16 protein-coding genes are annotated in these 16,031 nt (G+C 66.2%); 12 read left to right on the forward strand and 4 right to left on the reverse strand.

Translation table 11 applies throughout. The features are described 5' to 3' along the window. Nucleotides 1-57: 57 nt before the first annotated feature. The 4 genes from MRAB57_RS21935 to MRAB57_RS21950 all read left to right on the forward strand — a co-directional run bounded on the left by MRAB57_RS21935 (nucleotide 58) and on the right by MRAB57_RS21950 (nucleotide 5,183). Nucleotides 58-1,329 (forward strand): L,D-transpeptidase, encoded by a 1,272-nt coding sequence (locus MRAB57_RS21935; protein ID WP_108638122.1) that lies wholly within the window; start codon nucleotides 58-60, stop codon nucleotides 1,327-1,329. Nucleotides 1,330-1,408: 79 nt separating this feature from the next. Next, nucleotides 1,409-1,849 carry a Fur family transcriptional regulator gene (locus MRAB57_RS21940; RefSeq protein WP_077089211.1) on the forward strand — a complete coding sequence of 147 codons (441 nt, stop codon included), beginning with the start codon at nucleotides 1,409-1,411 and terminating at the stop codon, nucleotides 1,847-1,849. A 33-nt stretch (nucleotides 1,850-1,882) separates the two neighbouring features. Then, a complete protein-coding gene (gene katG, locus MRAB57_RS21945) occupies nucleotides 1,883-4,102 on the forward strand; it encodes a catalase/peroxidase HPI (RefSeq protein WP_077089212.1) in 2,220 nt (739 codons plus the stop codon). Nucleotides 4,103-4,301: 199 nt separating this feature from the next. Further along, nucleotides 4,302-5,183 carry an alpha/beta fold hydrolase gene (locus MRAB57_RS21950; RefSeq protein WP_077089213.1) on the forward strand — a complete coding sequence of 294 codons (882 nt, stop codon included), beginning with the start codon at nucleotides 4,302-4,304 and terminating at the stop codon, nucleotides 5,181-5,183. Nucleotides 5,184-5,190: 7 nt separating this feature from the next. On the opposite strand, the gene MRAB57_RS21955 is transcribed toward MRAB57_RS21950, so the two are convergent. Then, nucleotides 5,191-5,994: a DUF1906 domain-containing protein gene (locus tag MRAB57_RS21955; RefSeq protein WP_077089214.1), complete on the reverse strand. Its 804-nt coding sequence runs from the start codon at nucleotides 5,992-5,994 to the stop codon at nucleotides 5,191-5,193. Between the two features lie 365 nt (nucleotides 5,995-6,359). On the opposite strand from MRAB57_RS21955, the gene manT reads away from it, so the two are divergent. Genes manT through mmpH form a run of 3 tightly spaced genes read left to right on the forward strand, consistent with a single transcriptional unit; the run spans nucleotide 6,360 to nucleotide 9,431 of the window. Next, on the forward strand, nucleotides 6,360-7,616 hold the full coding sequence (manT, locus tag MRAB57_RS21960) for an MMP alpha-(1->4)-mannosyltransferase (protein ID WP_077089215.1): 1,257 nt from the start codon (nucleotides 6,360-6,362) through the stop codon (nucleotides 7,614-7,616). Then, nucleotides 7,610-8,368 (forward strand): class I SAM-dependent methyltransferase, encoded by a 759-nt coding sequence (locus tag MRAB57_RS21965; protein WP_077089216.1) that lies wholly within the window; start codon nucleotides 7,610-7,612, stop codon nucleotides 8,366-8,368. Before manT ends, MRAB57_RS21965 begins: the two co-directional genes overlap by 7 nt. Then, nucleotides 8,355-9,431: an MMP endo-(1,4)-3-O-methyl-alpha-D-mannosidase gene (mmpH, locus tag MRAB57_RS21970; RefSeq protein ID WP_077089217.1), complete on the forward strand. Its 1,077-nt coding sequence runs from the start codon at nucleotides 8,355-8,357 to the stop codon at nucleotides 9,429-9,431. The genes MRAB57_RS21965 and mmpH overlap by 14 nt, the downstream gene beginning before the upstream one ends. On the opposite strand, the gene MRAB57_RS21975 is transcribed toward mmpH, so the two are convergent. Continuing rightward, nucleotides 9,412-10,095, reverse strand: a complete 684-nt coding sequence (locus MRAB57_RS21975) for a class I SAM-dependent methyltransferase (protein WP_077089218.1) — start codon at nucleotides 10,093-10,095, stop codon at nucleotides 9,412-9,414. The two genes, mmpH and MRAB57_RS21975, sit on opposite strands and share 20 nt — an antisense overlap. A gap of 151 nt (nucleotides 10,096-10,246) precedes the next feature. On the opposite strand from MRAB57_RS21975, the gene MRAB57_RS21980 reads away from it, so the two are divergent. The 5 genes from MRAB57_RS21980 (at nucleotide 10,247) to MRAB57_RS22000 (ending at nucleotide 13,930) form a co-directional block, all read left to right on the forward strand. Beyond that, nucleotides 10,247-10,873 (forward strand): cutinase family protein, encoded by a 627-nt coding sequence (locus tag MRAB57_RS21980; RefSeq protein WP_245836115.1) that lies wholly within the window; start codon nucleotides 10,247-10,249, stop codon nucleotides 10,871-10,873. 146 nt (nucleotides 10,874-11,019) lie between these two features. Further along, entirely contained in the window at nucleotides 11,020-11,718 is a 699-nt protein-coding gene (locus tag MRAB57_RS21985; RefSeq protein WP_083743497.1) for a TetR/AcrR family transcriptional regulator, read from the forward strand. A 109-nt stretch (nucleotides 11,719-11,827) separates the two neighbouring features. Further along, nucleotides 11,828-12,466, forward strand: coding sequence for a carboxymuconolactone decarboxylase family protein (locus MRAB57_RS21990; RefSeq protein ID WP_077089220.1), 639 nt, complete (start codon nucleotides 11,828-11,830; stop codon nucleotides 12,464-12,466). 10 nt (nucleotides 12,467-12,476) lie between these two features. Further along, the gene (locus tag MRAB57_RS21995; protein WP_077090766.1) at nucleotides 12,477-13,163 is read left to right on the forward strand and encodes a GntR family transcriptional regulator; all 687 of its coding nucleotides are present in this window, start codon (nucleotides 12,477-12,479) and stop codon (nucleotides 13,161-13,163) included. 11 nt (nucleotides 13,164-13,174) lie between these two features. After that, complete coding sequence (locus tag MRAB57_RS22000; RefSeq protein ID WP_077089221.1) at nucleotides 13,175-13,930, forward strand: SDR family NAD(P)-dependent oxidoreductase; 756 nt, start codon at nucleotides 13,175-13,177, stop codon at nucleotides 13,928-13,930. On the opposite strand, the gene MRAB57_RS22005 is transcribed toward MRAB57_RS22000, so the two are convergent. Both MRAB57_RS22005 and MRAB57_RS22010 read right to left on the reverse strand, forming a co-directional pair. Next, a complete protein-coding gene (locus MRAB57_RS22005; RefSeq protein WP_077089222.1) occupies nucleotides 13,898-14,821 on the reverse strand; it encodes an LLM class flavin-dependent oxidoreductase in 924 nt (307 codons plus the stop codon). The genes MRAB57_RS22000 and MRAB57_RS22005 overlap by 33 nt on opposite strands. After that, nucleotides 14,818-16,014 carry an LLM class flavin-dependent oxidoreductase gene (locus tag MRAB57_RS22010; protein WP_077089223.1) on the reverse strand — a complete coding sequence of 399 codons (1,197 nt, stop codon included), beginning with the start codon at nucleotides 16,012-16,014 and terminating at the stop codon, nucleotides 14,818-14,820. Before MRAB57_RS22010 ends, MRAB57_RS22005 begins: the two co-directional genes overlap by 4 nt. Nucleotides 16,015-16,031 lie beyond the last annotated feature (17 nt).

A 16,031-nucleotide genomic window follows, 5' to 3' on the forward strand; every position in this document is an offset into this window, starting at 1 on the left:
CGCGGGTTCAACCTTGAGCCAGCAAGAGGAAGAACCCAAGGATTCGCCACTTCAATGATGACCAAGAACAGTGCTGCTCTGCGCGCCCAGCGGACGCTTTTCGGCAGCTGGCCCCGCCGGTTGCTGGTGGCGGCGGTCGTGCTCGTCGCCGCGTCGGGCGTGGTCCTGGCCGTACACGACGACCGGCTAGGGTCCGATGCGTCTTCGAAAGACTCTGGGGCGGCGCAGGTTACGATCACGCCGAGTGCGGAGGCGCGCAACGTCGATCCGGTCGCGCCTGTCCTCGTCAAGGCGGACGCCGGGACGTTGACCGACGTGCGGATGGTCAACGACAGCGGTAAACAGATCGACGGGGTGATGACCCCGGACAACACTGCCTGGAAGCCCACCACTCCCCTGGGCTACGGACGCACCTACCGGCTAGAGGTCACCAGCCGCGGATCCAAAGGCATTGTCGCCAAACAAGAGTCGTCGTTCTCTACACTGCAGCCGTCCAACCAGACCAAGGTGTCGTTCACCACCACGTCGGAGGCGGCACTGCACGACGGCGGCACCTACGGCGTCGGGACGGTGGTGGTCGCCCACTTCGACGAGAAGATCACCGACCGCGCTGCCGCCGAGCGGCAGCTCAAAGTGACCACGAACCCGGCGGTCCAGGGTTCGTGGTTCTGGGTCGATGGTCAGAACGCTCACTGGCGGCCGGAGCGTTATTACGCGCCGGGAACAACCGTCAGCGCCGAAGCCAACATCTACGGAATCGCCTTGGGCGACGGCCTGTTCGGCCAAGACGACACGAAGGTGTCGTTTCGCATCGGCGACGCGCACGTATCGGTCGCCGATGACTCCACCCACCAGGTAAGTGTCTTCGACAACGGTGCGCTGGTCCGCGCGATGCCCACGTCCATGGGCATGGGAGGCACCGAAAATGTCGGCGGGCACGCCATCTCGTTGTGGACACCGTCGGGGATTTACACCGTGCTGAGCAAGGGCAATCCGGTGGTGATGGACTCCTCGACGTTCGGCCTGCCGAAGAATTCACGCCTGGGCTACCGCGAGACCATCAACTACGCGACCAAGATCAGCACCGACGGCATCTATCTGCATCAGCTCGACGCGACGGTGTGGGCCCAGGGCCACCAGGACACGTCGCACGGATGTCTGAACCTCAACGCCGACAACGCAAAATGGTTCTACGACTTCTCGGTGCCCGGCGACGTCGTCGAGGTCCGCAACAGCGGCGGGCCGCCGTTGCAACTGGCGCAGAACGGCGATTGGACGCTCAGCTGGGATCAGTGGCGCAAGGGCAGCGCGGTGAAACCGGCCTCGTGACGTCGCGTCACCAAATATTTCCGGACCCTATCCCGAGAAAGTCTTGACTGAGTCCAAATAAGCGACCATATTGGCTTTTGTGTCGTCAACGTCGGACTACGCGGAGCAGCTGCGTTCGGCTGACCTGCGGGTGACCCGGCCGAGAGTAGCGGTGCTAGAGGCCGTGCACGCCCTCCCGCATGCCGACACGGACACCATCTATTCGTCGGTGCGCGACGGCCTGCCCGACGTCTCCCGCCAGGCCGTCTACGACGTCCTCAACGCGCTCACCGCGGTGGGGTTGGTTCGTCGGATCCAGCCCCTGGGGTCCGTCGCCCGGTACGAATCCCGCGTCGGCGACAACCATCACCATGTCGTGTGCCGCTCCTGCGGGGTGATCGCCGACATCGACTGTGCGGTCGGCGACGCGCCCTGCCTGACCCCGTTTGACGACAACAACGTTCTTGAAGGCTTTGTCCTCGACGAGGCCGAAGTCATCTATTGGGGCTTATGTCCTGATTGCTCGAGTGCCGTGTCCTGATCACAGCCGTGATCACAGCCCAAATCACCACCCTTGGAAAGGAATGCTGTGTCATCAGATACATCCCATAAGAGCGAGAGCGAGAACCCGGCAATCGCTTCGCCGGAGCCGAAGTCGGACGCGCCCCGCACCAACCAGGACTGGTGGCCCAACCAGATCGACGTGTCGAGGCTGCACCCGCACGTGCCGCAGTCCAACCCGCTCGGCGACGACTTCGACTACGCCGAGGAGTTCGCCAAGCTCGACGTTGACGCCCTCAAGGCTGACCTGATCTCGGTCATGACCACCTCGCAGGACTGGTGGCCCGCCGACTACGGCCACTATGGCGGCTTCTTCATCCGGATGAGCTGGCACGCCGCCGGCACCTACCGCATCTACGACGGCCGCGGCGGTGGCGGCCAGGGTCTGCAGCGCTTCGCGCCGCTGAACAGCTGGCCGGACAACGCCAGCCTGGACAAGGCGCGCAGGCTGCTGTGGCCGGTCAAGAAGAAGCACGGCAACAAGATCTCGTGGGCCGACCTGCTGCTGTTCGCCGGCAACGTTGCGTTGGAGTCGATGGGCTTCAAGACCTTTGGCTTCGCCTTCGGCCGCCCCGATGTCTGGGAGCCCGAAGAAATCCTCTTCGGTGAAGAGGGCGAGTGGTTGGGCACCAACAAGCGGTACTCGGGCAAGCGCGATCTCGCTGAGCCGTACGGCGCCACCACCATGGGTCTGATCTACGTGAATCCCGAAGGCCCCGAAGGCAAGCCGGACCCCGTCGCCGCGGCGATCGACATCCGCGAGACGTTCGGCCGGATGGCGATGAACGACGAGGAGACCGCCGCGCTGATCGTCGGTGGCCACAGCTTCGGCAAGACGCACGGGGCCGGCGACGCCGACCTGGTCGGCCCGGAGCCGGAGGCCGCCCCGATCGAGCAGCAGGGGCTGGGCTGGAAGAGCTCCTTCGGCAGCGGGTCGGGCAAGGACGCCATCACCAGCGGCCTGGAGGTCGTCTGGACGCCGACGCCGACCAAGTGGGACAACTCGTTCCTCGAGACGCTGTACGGCTACGAGTGGGAGCTGGTGAAGAGCCCAGCCGGGGCCTGGCAGTTCACCGCCAAGGACGGCGCCGGTGCGGGCACGATTCCCGACCCGTTCGGTGGGCCGGGGCGTGCTCCGACGATGTTGGTCACCGACATCTCGCTGCGGGAGAGCCCGATCTATCGCGACATCACGCGGCGCTGGCTCGACCACCCCGAGGAGCTGGCCGACGCCTTCGCCAAGGCCTGGTACAAGCTGCTGCACCGCGACATGGGACCGGTCTCCCGCTTCCTGGGGCCCTGGATTCCCGAGCCCCAGCTTTGGCAGGACCCGGTTCCGGCCGTCGATCACAAGCTGGTCGACGACAAGGATGTTGCGGCCCTGAAGAAGAAGGTGCTCGAGTCCACGTTGACCATTCCCCAGCTGGTCAAGACCGCCTGGGCGGCCGCGGGCAGCTACCGCAACACCGACAAGCGCGGTGGCGCGAACGGGGCGCGGATTCGCCTTGAGCCGCAACGGAATTGGGAGGTCAACGAGCCCTCGGAGCTGGACAAGGTGTTGCCCGTGCTGGAGAAGATTCAGCAGGACTTCAACGCGTCGGTCTCCGGCGGCAAGAAGATCTCGCTGGCCGACCTGATCGTGCTGGCCGGTTCCGCGGCGGTCGAGAAGGCGGCCAAGGACGCTGGGTACGAGATCTCGGTGCACTTCGCACCGGGACGCACCGACGCGTCGCAGGAGAACACCGACGTGGAGGCGGCCGCGGTTCTCGAACCGCGCGCCGACGGGTTCCGCAACTACGCCAAGCCCGGCGAGAAGGCCCCGCTCGAGCAGCTCCTGCTGGACCGGGCCTACCTGCTCGGCGTGACCGCACCGGAGCTGACCGTGCTCGTCGGCGGCCTACGTGCCCTCGGCGCCAACCACGGCAGCAGCAAGCACGGCGTGTTCGGCGACAGCCAGGGCGCGTTGACCACCGACTTCTTCGTCAACCTGCTCGACATGGGCACGGAGTGGAAGGCGTCGGAGACCGCGGAGAACGTCTACGAGGGCCACGACCGGGCCTCGGGGGCGCTCAAATGGACCGCGACCGCAAATGACCTTGTGTTCGGGTCGAACTCGATTCTGCGTGCGCTGGTCGAGGTCTACGCGCAGGACGACAACGCCGGCAAGTTCGTGGAGGACTTCGTCGCGGCGTGGGTCAAGGTGATGAACAACGATCGGTACGACCTCAACTGATGCCGGCCTGATCGTCCGCACGATGCGACACCCCGCGAGCCCCCGGCCCGCGGGGTGTCGTCCATTTCGGGTTCCGCGTGCCGCGGCAGTGAGTCCGACCACATTTATTACCCACCGGTAACCTACGAAGGCGTAAGTTGCGTAACGTAGTGATCGGTCCGACGCGTTGAACTACCAAAGCTATGGGTAAACGGGTGCCATGAGCGAACTGAGCTACCTCGAACTGCACGGAGACCGGATCGCCTACCGCGATGCCGGCCAGGGTCATGCCCTGCTGCTGATCCACGGGATGGCGGGCAGCTCGGCCACGTGGCGCGAGATCATCCCGCAGCTGTCCAAGAAGTACCGCGTCATCGCGCCGGATCTACTCGGCCACGGCTCGTCGGCGAAGCCCCGCGGCGACTACTCGCTAGGGGCCTTCGCGGTCTCCCTGCGCGACCTGCTCGACGAACTGGGGGTGGACCGCGCAACGGTGATCGGCCAGTCCCTGGGTGGCGGTATCGCGATGCAGTTCACCCACCAGCATCGGGACTACTGCGAACGGTTGGCCCTGATCGGCAGCGGTGGCCTCGGGCCCGACCTCAGCCCCGTGTTGCGTTTCCTGTCCGCGCCCGGCGCCGAGTTGGTGCTGCCGATCGTTGCGCCGCAACCGGTGCTCAATCTGGGCAACAAGGTTGCCTCGTGGCTGTCCTCGGCCGGGATTCAGGCCCCCCGCGCCGGTGAGATGTGGAACGCCTATTCCTCGCTCTCGGATGCGCGGACCCGCCAGGCGTTCCTGCGGACGCTGCGCTCGGTGGTGGACTACCGCGGCCAGGCCGTCAGCGCGCTCAACAAGCTGCATGTCGCGGCCGGATTGCCTACCCAGCTGATCTGGGGGGACAGCGACCGGATCATCCCGGTCGCGCACGCCTACGCGGCCCACGATGCCCTGGAGGGCAGCCGCCTCGAGGTGCTCGAGGGAGTCGGACACTTCCCCCACGTGGAGGCGCCTGCCGCGGTGGCCGACATCTTGGAGCGCTTCATCGCATCGACGACACCGCAGGAGCACACCAACGACTCGGTGCCCCTCGGGATGTCCTAGTTCCTGGTCATCGATCCAGGTCCCACTGCCCGTAGTCGGCCGCCAGGACGTCGTCGATGTCCACATTGATCCCGCCAAGCAGCGGGCTGGGATTCGACGGGCTGTTGACAACGGCCTGGTAGAGCACCGCCATCGGCTCGCGCTCGCCGTGCGACCACGACCTCGTCTGCCACGCCCACCGGTGTCCCGCACTGGTCGAATTGCCGATCACGCCGTCCCTGATGGCCCATCCGCAGGCCTTCGCGTGCCCGTAGATGCCGGTCCGGCCCACTCCCAGGACGGAATTGATCCCCCGAAACCAGTCCACGGCGGGGCCGTTCCACGTGTCGGCGTTGATGTCGTCGTCGACGCTGAAGAAGATCGGGGCCGAATTTGGACCGCCGGCCGCGGCGTGCAGCTGCTGAGCGGTCTGAGCGTCGGCCGCCCCGCCGTCATGCCCGCGGGTGTAGTCCGACGGCGACGCAGGCCATCCGGGCTTGCCGTACTGGTAGTTGCTCACGATGTGCAGGCCCGCGGCACGCAGCGCATCGGCGTACTCGCGGGTCAGGGGTTTCGCTTCGAAATGCGCCCCCGGGCGCTCCATCGACACGTAATTGACCACCCCGGCGTATCCGGCCGCTTTGATTTCCTCGGGCGCGATCCGCTTTTCCGCGAAATCGATCAGCTGGATGTTGTCGGCGGCCGCCCGGGGCGGCTCGAGCGTCGCGGCAAGCGGCACGAGGCTCAGCAGAGCCGGTGTCAGTGCATATTTGAAGACTTCACGCCGCGAAACAGGCTCTCGTCGTCCGCCGGATGCTGCCGAATCATGCACCGCGCGATGTTAACAAGGCCCGAATCGCCCACAGTGCGCAAAATTCGGCCCGATCACCGCCCCGGCGCTTGCAGCAAACAATTGTTGGTCGGCGCTTCGCGACACTCCGCCCGTTGGGTCGCAACATGTTCCGACCACCGGCTACCTCCGCGCGACCCCGTAGCAGTTATCAACAGACCCTGTTCGGCGGGCGAAAATGCCTGAGACCTAGTATTAAGGGGCGTCGATAGCGCGTTGCGTCGATTAGCTGATCGAACTATAATCTGGACACATGTCCAGTTTGCTGTCACGGAGTTCGGGAGCCCGTTGATCGCGATGGATTCGACGCCCTCCCGCGTCCGTTAACCAGCAAAGAAGAGTTGAGTATGCGTATTGCCTTGCTGTCCTACCGTAGTAAGACTCATTGCGGCGGACAGGGCGTCTACATACGCCATCTCAGCCACGGTCTGGTGGAGCTGGGTCACGAAGTCGAGATATTTTCCGGGCCGCCCTATCCCGAACTACTCGACCCGCGGGTGCGCCTGACCGAGGTGCCGAGCCTCGACATGTACCGGGAGCCCGACCCGTTCCGGATTCCCCGCCCGAGCGAGATTCACGATTCGATCGACCTCCAAGAACTGCTGACCGTGTGGACCGCGGGCTTCCCCGAGCCACGCACGTTCACGCTGCGCATGGCCCGGCTGTTGGCCGAGCGCGCCGACGATTTCGACGTCGTCCACGACAACCAGAGCCTCGGAACCGGACTGCTCACCATCGCAGCCACCGGGATCCCGGTGGTGGCCACCGTGCACCACCCCATCACGCGTGATCGGGTGCTGGACATCGCCGCCGCGAAGTGGTGGCGAAAGCCGTTGGTGCGCCGCTGGTATGGGTTCCTGGACATGCAGCAGCAGGTGGCACGTCAGATCCCCGACCTGTTGACGGTCTCGTCGTCGTCGTCCGCCGACATCGTTTCCGATTTCGGCGTCTCGCCCGAGCAGCTCCACGTCGTGCCGTTGGGCGTCAATACCGAGCTGTTCAAACCGAATTCGGCGCCCCGCCAGCCCGGCCGGGTGATGGCCATCGCGAGCGCGGACACCCCGCTCAAGGGTGTGGCCACCTTGCTGAAAGCCATTGCCAGGCTTCGGGTGAACCGCGATCTGGAATTGCGGCTCGTCGCCAAGGTCGAGCCCAACGGCCCCACCCACAAACTCATCGCCGAGCTGGGCATCTCCGACATCGTCCACATCACCAGCGGACTGTCCGATGCCGAACTGGCCGACCTCTTCGCGTCGGCCGAGGTTGCGTGCATTCCGTCGCTCTACGAAGGCTTTTCGCTGCCCGCGGTGGAAGCCATGTCCAGCGGCACCCCGATCGTCGCGAGCCGAGTGGGTGCCCTGCCCGAAGTCCTCGGGACCGACGGAGCCTGCGCCGAGCTGGTGCCGCCTGGCGACGTCGATGCGCTGACGGGCGCGCTCGGTGAGCTTCTCGACTCACCGGAAAAGCGCCGGACCCTAGGGAAAGCCGGAAGAACACGCGCGATCAACGTATTCAGCTGGGAGGCGGTCGCCGCCCAGACCGTGCAGGTGTACGAGCGGGCGATCGCACGCACCGCCGTGGCCAAAGGCGGGGCGCAATGCTGACGGTGGATTTCGACCGCTTGGGAATCGGCCCGGGCGCCAAGGTCATCGACGTGGGTTGCGGCGCGGGCCGGCACGCGTTCGAAGCCTATCGCCGGGGCGCCGACGTCATCGCGTTCGACCAGGACGAGTCGGAATTGCGGTCGGTGGAAACGATTTTGCGTGCGATGGCCGAAAACGGTGAGGCGCCCGCCGCGGCGTCGGCGGAGGCGGTCGCGGGCGACGCGCTGAGCTTGCCGTACGCCGACGAGACATTCGATTGCGTCATCGCCTCCGAGATCCTGGAGCACGTCCCGCACGACGACGCCGCCATCGCCGAACTGATCAGGGTACTCAAAGTCGGTGGCACACTTGCGGTCAGTGTGCCGCGATGGCTGCCCGAAAAGGTCTGCTGGCTGCTGTCCGACGAATACCACAGCAACGAGGGCGGGCACGTGCGCATTTACCGCGCCAGCGAGTTGCGTGACAAAATCAGCGGCGGCGGAGTGCGATTGACGCACTCTCATCACGCGCACGCCCTGCACTCGCCGTTCTGGTGGCTGAAATGCGCTGTCGGCGTTTCGAATACCGATCATCCCGCGGTCACCACCTACCACAAATTGCTGGTATGGGACCTCATGCAGCGGCCGAAGGTGACCAAGGTGGCAGAGTCGCTGCTCAATCCGCTCGTCGGCAAGAGCGTGGCGATGTACTTCCACAAGCCGCGCGCAGTGGAAAGCCCAGCGAAACCAGGACAATCAGTTGCGTCGATTTAGCCCCCCGGCGATTCCGGGCGTCCTCACCCCGGAGCAATGCCGCCAGACCGCGTTGTCGATTGCCGCCGAGCAGGAATCATCGGGCGCCATCCCATGGTTCACCGGCGGGCATACCGATCCCTGGGACCACGTCGAATCGGCGATGGCGCTCACCGCCGCCGGGCTTCTCGAGCCGGCGCGCGCCGCCTTTGACTGGAGCCGCCGCACTCAGCGGCCCGACGGCTCCTGGCCCCTGCAGTTCCGCTCTGGCGTAATAGAAGACGCCAACAGCGACAGCAACTTCTGCGCGTACCTCGCCACGGGTGTCTGGCATTACGTCTTGGTTACCGGTGACGAATCTTTCGCTCGGTCGATGTGGCCGGTGGTGCACAAGGCGATCGATTTCGTCATCGACCTACAGGTCGGCTACGGCGAGATCTGTTGGGCCCGAAGCGAAACCGGTCCCGTACCGGAAGCCCTGCTGACCGGGTGCGCCAGCATCTACCACAGCATCCGCTGCGCGCTGGCCCTGGCCGCCCTCGTCGACGACCCGCAACCGGAATGGGAACTGGCTGTCGGCCGGTTGGGCCATGCGCTGGTCGCACACCCGGAGGCGTTCACCGAAAAAGACCGCTACTCGATGGACTGGTACTACCCCATCCTCGGCAGCGCGCTTCGGGGCCCAGCCGCGGATGCGCGCATCAGGCAGCGCTGGGATGACTTTGTGGTCGGCGACCTCGGCATCCGTTGCGTCGATGACCGGCCGTGGGTCACCGGCGCCGAAACATGCGAGCTCGTCATGGCCCTCGACGCCATCGGCCACCGCTCGGCCGCACACCGGCAGTTCGCCGCGATGCAGCATCTGCGCGAAGACGATGGTTCCTACTGGACCGGTTTGGTTTTCGCCGACGGCAAACGCTGGCCCGAGGAGCGCACCACATGGACCGGGGCGGCGATGATCCTTGCGGCCGACGCGCTCTCGGACACCACCGGCGGGGCCGGGATCTTCCGTGCCGACGGCCTGCCGATCGGCCTGCAGACCGATTTCGATTGCGAGTGCGTGGTCAGCGGGCCCGGTCGCTGACGGGGATTTGCTCCCCCGGCTGACCGCTGGTGCGTTCGAGCACCCGCAACGAGCCGAGGGCCGAAACCTCCCGGAACTGGCCGGAATCCAGTGCGCGGCAATAGATGTAGTACGGCGGGCGGCCGCCGTCCTCGGGGTTGGGGAACACGTCGTGAATCACGAGCGCCCCGCCCGGGATCACCCATCTCGCCCAACCGTCGAAGTCCTGGGTAGCGGCTTCCACCGAGTGGCCGCCGTCGATGAACAAGAACCGCAGCGGTGACCGCCACCCCCGAGCGACAACCGGCGACTTGGCCACGATGGTGACGACGTGGTCGTCCAGCCCGGCGGTGTCGAGCGTGCGACGGAACGCGGGCAGCGTGTCGAACAGCCCGGTGACCTCGTCGACCAACGAGGCGTCGTGGTACTCCCAGCCGGCCTGATGCTCCTCGGAGCCGTGGTGGTGGTCGATGGTGTACAGCACGCTGGCGGTCTGCTGCGCCGCTGCGCCCAGCATCAGCGTTGATTTGCCGCAGTAGGTGCCGATCTCGACGCCCACGCCGCCGTCGAGGTATTGCACTGCGGCGTCGTAGAGCGCGCGCCCCTCGTCGGCGGGCATGAAGCCGCGCACCTGTTCGGCCAGCGCGAACAACCGGTCGGCGGCGCTGGTATCGGTCTGACTCATCAGTCGAACCTATCGTCGGCGTTGTTCGGCCCTTTGTCGGCCCCGCCCAGCGCCGACGGGCAAATCGCCTTACGATCGTGCTGTGCGCGTTCTACTTGTCTGTAAGTCAGTGGTTGTCGCCCTGGGGGCGATCGGAATCTCGGCCGTGCTGATGTTGCCGGCCGTGCTATTGCCGTCGGGGACGCTGGGCGCAGCGCCGCCGGCCTCCGCCGCAAATTGCCCTCCGGTTCAGGTGGTCTTCGCGCGCGGGCGAAACGAATCGCCGGGGACCGGTGAGCTCGGCAATGCGTTCATCAACTCATTGCAGTCCAAGGTCAACAAGAACGTCGGCGTGTACGCCGTGCGCTACCCGGCCGACACACAGGTCGACGTCGGCGCCAACGACATGAGTCACCACGTGCAGGACATGGTGAACAACTGCCCGGACACCCGGTTGGTGCTGGGCGGCTACTCGCTGGGCGCCGCGGTGACCGACGTGGTGCTCGCCGCGCCCATCGGCGCGTTCGGTTTCGACAGCCCCCTGCCGCCTGGCATCGATCAGCACATCGCCGCCGTCGCGCTGTTCGGAAACGGAAGCCAGTGGGTGGGACCGATCACGAACTTCAACCCGACCTACAACGACCGGACGATCGAGCTGTGCCACGGCGCCGATCCCATCTGCAACCCGGCCGACCCCAACACCTGGAAAGAAAACTGGCCGCAACACCTGGCGGGTGCGTACATCGACGCCGGCATGGCCAACCAGGCCGCGGATTTCGTCGCCGGCAAGCTGCAGTAGGCGCCAAAGCGGCGCTGGCCCTGGAGGCCGCCGCGATGGAGCACGACGACTTCCATGCCGCCATGGCGAAACTGGCTCGCAAATGACGCCGCACCAACGTCAACGTTCACGCCGGTAATCGCGCCTTTCCGCAGCTTGCGGCCCTGATGGCGTACGTTATTAACGCAGGAACTCGCGCAAGGCACGCACGAGGAGGACGAACGATTCCCGCCCCACGACAACAGAGCGACAACGCACGTCGGCGCCATGAGCGGCGTAACGCCGATCGTCGGGCCTCCGGCGAGCGGTGGCAGACCATCCTGAAGGGCGCCGCCGAAGTGTTCCGCCGGGACGGGTTCGGGCGGGCCCGCCTCGAGGACGTCGCCGCGGAGGTCGGCATCAACCGTGCTTCACTCTACTACTACGTCGGCACCAAGGAAGAGTTGCTCGTCGCGCTCATAGAGCAGCCGGCCTACACGATGACCCGGCACTGTCGCGAGGCGCTGGACTCCGATGCTCCAGCCGACGAAAAGCTGCGCAGCGCGCTGCGCGCGTACATCGAGGATCTGGCCGCCTCCCCGGAGATCTTCCTGTTATTCAGTGAAAGCCAACACCTTTCGGCGATTCCCGAGGCAAAAGACATCGTCGCGAACGCCGACGCCTACGGCAAAACGCTGCTCGCCATCGTCGAGGAAGGCATCGAGTCGGGGGTCTTCCGTAGCGACCTCGACCCACGGTTGGTGATGCTCGGGATCCTGGGTATGCACAACTGGATCCACCGTTGGTACGTCCCCGGCGGGCGCAACACGCTCGCCGAGATCGGCGACGCCTTCGCGGCCATGGCACTGGCGAGCCTGCGCCCCTGATTTTACTGAACTGTACGCAATCTGCGGTCCCACCCGGTCGCGAACTGCATTGACGTAGCGGCTTAGGCTGAGATTGAATGCAATCTGCACCCGGCCGAGAGGACACGTAATGCCACGCCTGAATCCCGTCCCCCGCGGCGAAGTCAGCGACGAATTCACGCTGAACATGTACAACTTCATGTTCGGCGATCGCGACCCGGTCGCCGAGCCCGGCACTGTAGGCGGAACCCCGGGCAACTGGTGGACGGTGATGGCCCAGTCCCCCGCCGCGCTGCGCCACGCCGTCCGCGGCTTCCGCCTCTACCGGGAGGAAGTGAGCATCCGGCCCGATCACCGTGAGCTGGGCCAGATCAGGGCCGGGTGGGTGGTCGGCAGCCAATTCGTCTACTCCCAGCACTGCAAGGCGTGCCGGTCGGCCGGGCTGTCCGAGGAGCAGATCGAAGCGATCCCGTCGTGGGAAACCGCCGACTGCTTCGATCACACCGAACGCCTGTTGCTGGCCTACGCCGATTGCCTTGCCGGCCAAAATGGTCGGGTCCCCGAGCAGTTGTTCAACCAACTGCGCGAGGTCTTCACCGACACCGATATCCTCGAATTCACCTACACCACAACGATGTACGTCATGCACGCGATCATGTCGCGGGCGCTGCGCCTGGAATTCGACGATGTCGACGACCCGATCGTGGAGGTCGAGGACCCGGAGGGCGGCGGCGTGCTGGACATCGGTGCCGCCACCGGGGGTGCCTGACGTGGCCGAGATGGACGGCCGGTCCGATCTGGCCTACCGGCTGATCCGCCGAGCGATCGCGGAGGGCGATTTCGAGCCCGGCTCGCGGCTGGTCGAACAGCGCATCGGCGAGATGTTCGACCTGTCGCGCACGCCGGTGCGAGAAGCGTTGCGGGCCTTGGCCGCCGATGGGCTCGTCGTCATCGAGCGCAACCGCGGCGCGGTGGTGGCCACGATGTCCGAGACCGACATCTGTGACCAGTACGAGTTGCGCGCCCGGCTCGAGTCGCTGGCAGCCGAACGCGCCGCAACCCGCATGGACGCCGACGGCATCGCCAGGCTCGACGCGGCGATCGCCGAGTTCGACGAGGGCGTCGCACTGCTGTCGGCCGGTTCGCCCGACGCGGGCCTGCGTCGAATCGCGAGCGCCAACAGCGCCTTTCACCAGGAGATCGTCGACGGATCCCAGCACCGGCGGCTCTCGGCGCTGCTGGTGCACGCGGTCGATATTCCCCTGGTATATCAAGTGTTTCGGCACCAGACCCGCGAGCAGAGTCAGCGGTCGAATCTGTTCCACCGCATGGTGCGCGACGCGATAGCCGCCGGCGACCCGCAGCGCGCCGCCGCCCTGATGGCCGAACACATCATGCAGGGCCGCGACGCGCTGCTGGCGCTGCGATCCCAACAAGGGCGCGAAACCGAAACCCACGCTTCGTGAGCGCTCCCGTCATGGAGCGGTTCCGGCTGGACGGCCGCGTGGCCGTGGTGACCGGGGCGACGTCGGAGTTGGGCGTGGCGATCGCCCGCGCGCTCGGCGGGGCCGGGGCGCGCATCGCGATGGCGGGTCGGCGCCCGGACGACGTCGAGGCGCGCTGCGAGCGGTTGCGGCAGGACGGCATCGACGCGACAGGCTTTCGCGTCGACGTCGCCGAACCCGAATCCTGCACGGCCGCAATCGCTGCCGTCATGGAGCGGTTCGGCAGGGTCGACGTGCTGGTCAACAACGCCGGGGTGGGCACCGCCGCGCCGGCGACTCGCGAAGATCCGGCGCAGTTCCGGCGCACGGTTGAGGTCAACCTGATGGGGGCCTACTGGATGAGCCAGGCGTGCGGCCGTTTCATGCAACCGGGGTCGGCCGTCGTGATGATCAGCAGCATCCTTGGTCTCACCACGACGGCTCTGCCGCAGGCGGGCTACGTGTCCAGTAAGGCGGGCCTGTTGGGGCTCACCCGCGATCTGGCTCGGCAGTGGACCGGGCGCAAGGGAATTCGGGTCAACGCCGTCGCGCCGGGGTTCCTCTCCACCGGGCTGACCGAGCTGACGCCGGACGGATTCAACGACGACTTCGTCGGGTCGAGAGTTCCGGCCGCGCGACTGGGTGAGCCCGACGAAGTGGCGGCCGCGGTTTTGTTCCTGGCCAGCCCGGCCGCATCGTTTGTCAGCGGTTCGGTATTACCAGTCGATGGCGGTGCGCTGCTCACCTGAGTCGTAGTGCGCGAAGAGCAGTCCGCGCAGATGTTCCAGCACCACAGGGTCGATCAACTCGGGTTCGTAGAGCAGTTCCGGTGGGAAGTACAGCACTATTTCGTCGATGCCGAGCTGCTCCCAGCCGGCCACCCAATCGTCGAATGCCGCCACGGATGACCAAATCGGGTCCGGGGTGGTCGCCGGGCTGCCGGCCAGGATCTGGCGCCGAATAGTGGAGGGGTCGCGGCCGAACTCGGCGCAGAACTCGTCGAGGACCGCCGACCGTTGCTTGGTGATCGCCAACAGCTGCGGCGAGGTCAGCCCCCAACCGCCGAACGAGCTCCAGATGTCGCCAAAACGAGCGGCCAGCCGCAGGCTCGAACGGCTATGCGCGGCAATGCACATTGGCGGTCGGGGCCGCTGTATCGGCGCCGGGCGCAGCCGGGCGCCATGGACTTGGTAGTGCTTGCCCGCATAGTCGACCGGTTCGGCCCGCAGCAGGGCATCGACCAGTTCGACCGCTTCGGCGAATCGCTCGGCGCGTTCGTCGGGTGTCCAGGGTGAGGTGCCGACCATCGCGTGGTCGGTGGGCGCGTAGCCGGCGCCCAGGCCCAACTGGAGCCGCCCGCCCGACATGTTCTCGAGCGTCGCGGCCTGCCGCGCCAGGACGGCGGGGTGACGCAGGACGACGTTGGAAACCAGCGGTCCCAGCAGGATTCGTCGAGTGCAGTTGGCCAGGCCGGCCAGCGCTGTGAACGCCTCGAACCAATTCGAGCGTGGCGATTGTGGGTTGGCGCCGTGATCGTCGAGCCACAGGCTGCGAAAGCCGAGTTCCTCGGCTTGTTCACAACGGTCGACGAGAGTCGCCCAAGCGACGTTGGGAAACAGCAGCGCCCCGAAATCGGTCACGAACCCGCGTGCAGTGCTTCGGCTTGGGCTTGCTCGGCGCGCTTGCGGGCGTCGCGCTCTTCCAGGAATTGCTGCGTGGCACCGATGATCGCATTGGTGATATTGCCCATCAGCGTCTCGCGGTGGAAGATCGTCCAATCACGGCTGCGCTCAAGCGGTTCCAGCGTGTCTTGGAACGCCGGCGTGACGTATCGGCTGATCAGCTCGTAGGAGCGCAGCGTGGCCTCGCGGTTGGCCCATTCGTGCGCCATCAACAGATAGGTGCCGAAACCGCCCGACTGCCTCTGCAGCCGGCGCAGCTGGTCGATCGCCATGTCCGGGGTGCCGATCACCCCCACGCCGGTCTCGTTGACGGCGCTCACGATGTCCTCGCCCGGGTCGAAGTCACCCAGAATCGGTATCGCCCCGACGTTTTGGAAGTAGTCGACCCATTGGGCCAGGCCGGCCTCGACTTCCCTTCGAGCCTGTTCCTCGGTTTCGGCGATGTGCATCGGGCCGACCATCCGCCAGCCCCCGCGGCTCACCGTCTTGCCGTGCGCGGCCGCGGTCTCGGTGGCGGTGCGCCAATTGCGCGCCAGTGCGTCGAACGCCTTCTTCTGCGTCGCCGCGATCGACAGCAGCCCGATGCCGAACTTGCCGGCCGCGACCGGACCGGACGGCGACGCCGTCACCGCGACGCTGACCTCGATGCCGGGCTTGCTGTACGGGCGCAATTGCAACCGGGCGTCGCGCAGGGTGAACCAGTCCGTCTCGCGGTTCACCGGTCCCTCGTCGGCCCAGAGTTCGAGGATCGCCTCGAGCGACTCGAGCATCATCTCGCGCTGCCGCGTCGTCTCGATGCCCATCATGTACGCGTCACCGGGCAGCGCGCCCGGCCCGACGCCGACGATCAGCCGGCCCCGGGTCAGGTGGTCGAGCTGCACCATCCGGTCGGCGAACATGAACGGGTGGTGGTACGGCAGTGAGGCCACGCCGGTCCCGAGCCGGATACGTTTGGTGCGCGCGGCGGCCGTCGCGATCATCAAGTCGGGCGCGCCGCTGATCTCGGTCCCGCCGGAATGGTGTTCGCCGAACCAGGCTTCCTCGTAGCCGAGATCCTCGACGGCTTCGACTAATTGCAGGTCACGCTCGAATGCGAGCGTCGGATTGTCGCCCACCATGTGGTAGGGGGCGATGAATACTCCAAAGCGCATGGTCTGAATCTACGTCT

The sequence above is a fragment of the Mycobacterium rhizamassiliense genome, assembly GCF_900157375.1.
In the GTDB taxonomy this organism is placed as follows: domain Bacteria; phylum Actinomycetota; class Actinomycetes; order Mycobacteriales; family Mycobacteriaceae; genus Mycobacterium; species Mycobacterium rhizamassiliense.

Excerpts from the sequence above, each read along its gene's own strand:
- MRAB57_RS21935 (WP_108638122.1), top strand. The coding sequence starts at position 58 with ATGACCAAGAACAGTGCTGCTCTGCGCGCCCAGCGGACGCTTTTCGGC.
- MRAB57_RS21950 (WP_077089213.1), top strand. The coding sequence starts at position 4,302 with ATGAGCGAACTGAGCTACCTCGAACTGCACGGAGACCGGATCGCCTAC.
- manT (WP_077089215.1), top strand. The coding sequence starts at position 6,360 with ATGCGTATTGCCTTGCTGTCCTACCGTAGTAAGACTCATTGCGGCGGA.
- MRAB57_RS21965 (WP_077089216.1), top strand. The coding sequence starts at position 7,610 with ATGCTGACGGTGGATTTCGACCGCTTGGGAATCGGCCCGGGCGCCAAG.
- MRAB57_RS21975 (WP_077089218.1), bottom strand. The coding sequence starts at position 10,095 with ATGAGTCAGACCGATACCAGCGCCGCCGACCGGTTGTTCGCGCTGGCC.
- MRAB57_RS21980 (WP_245836115.1), top strand. The coding sequence starts at position 10,247 with ATGTTGCCGGCCGTGCTATTGCCGTCGGGGACGCTGGGCGCAGCGCCG.
- MRAB57_RS21985 (WP_083743497.1), top strand. The coding sequence starts at position 11,020 with ATGGCGTACGTTATTAACGCAGGAACTCGCGCAAGGCACGCACGAGGA.
- MRAB57_RS21990 (WP_077089220.1), top strand. The coding sequence starts at position 11,828 with ATGCCACGCCTGAATCCCGTCCCCCGCGGCGAAGTCAGCGACGAATTC.
- MRAB57_RS21995 (WP_077090766.1), top strand. The coding sequence starts at position 12,477 with ATGGACGGCCGGTCCGATCTGGCCTACCGGCTGATCCGCCGAGCGATC.
- MRAB57_RS22000 (WP_077089221.1), top strand. The coding sequence starts at position 13,175 with ATGGAGCGGTTCCGGCTGGACGGCCGCGTGGCCGTGGTGACCGGGGCG.
- MRAB57_RS22010 (WP_077089223.1), bottom strand. The coding sequence starts at position 16,014 with ATGCGCTTTGGAGTATTCATCGCCCCCTACCACATGGTGGGCGACAAT.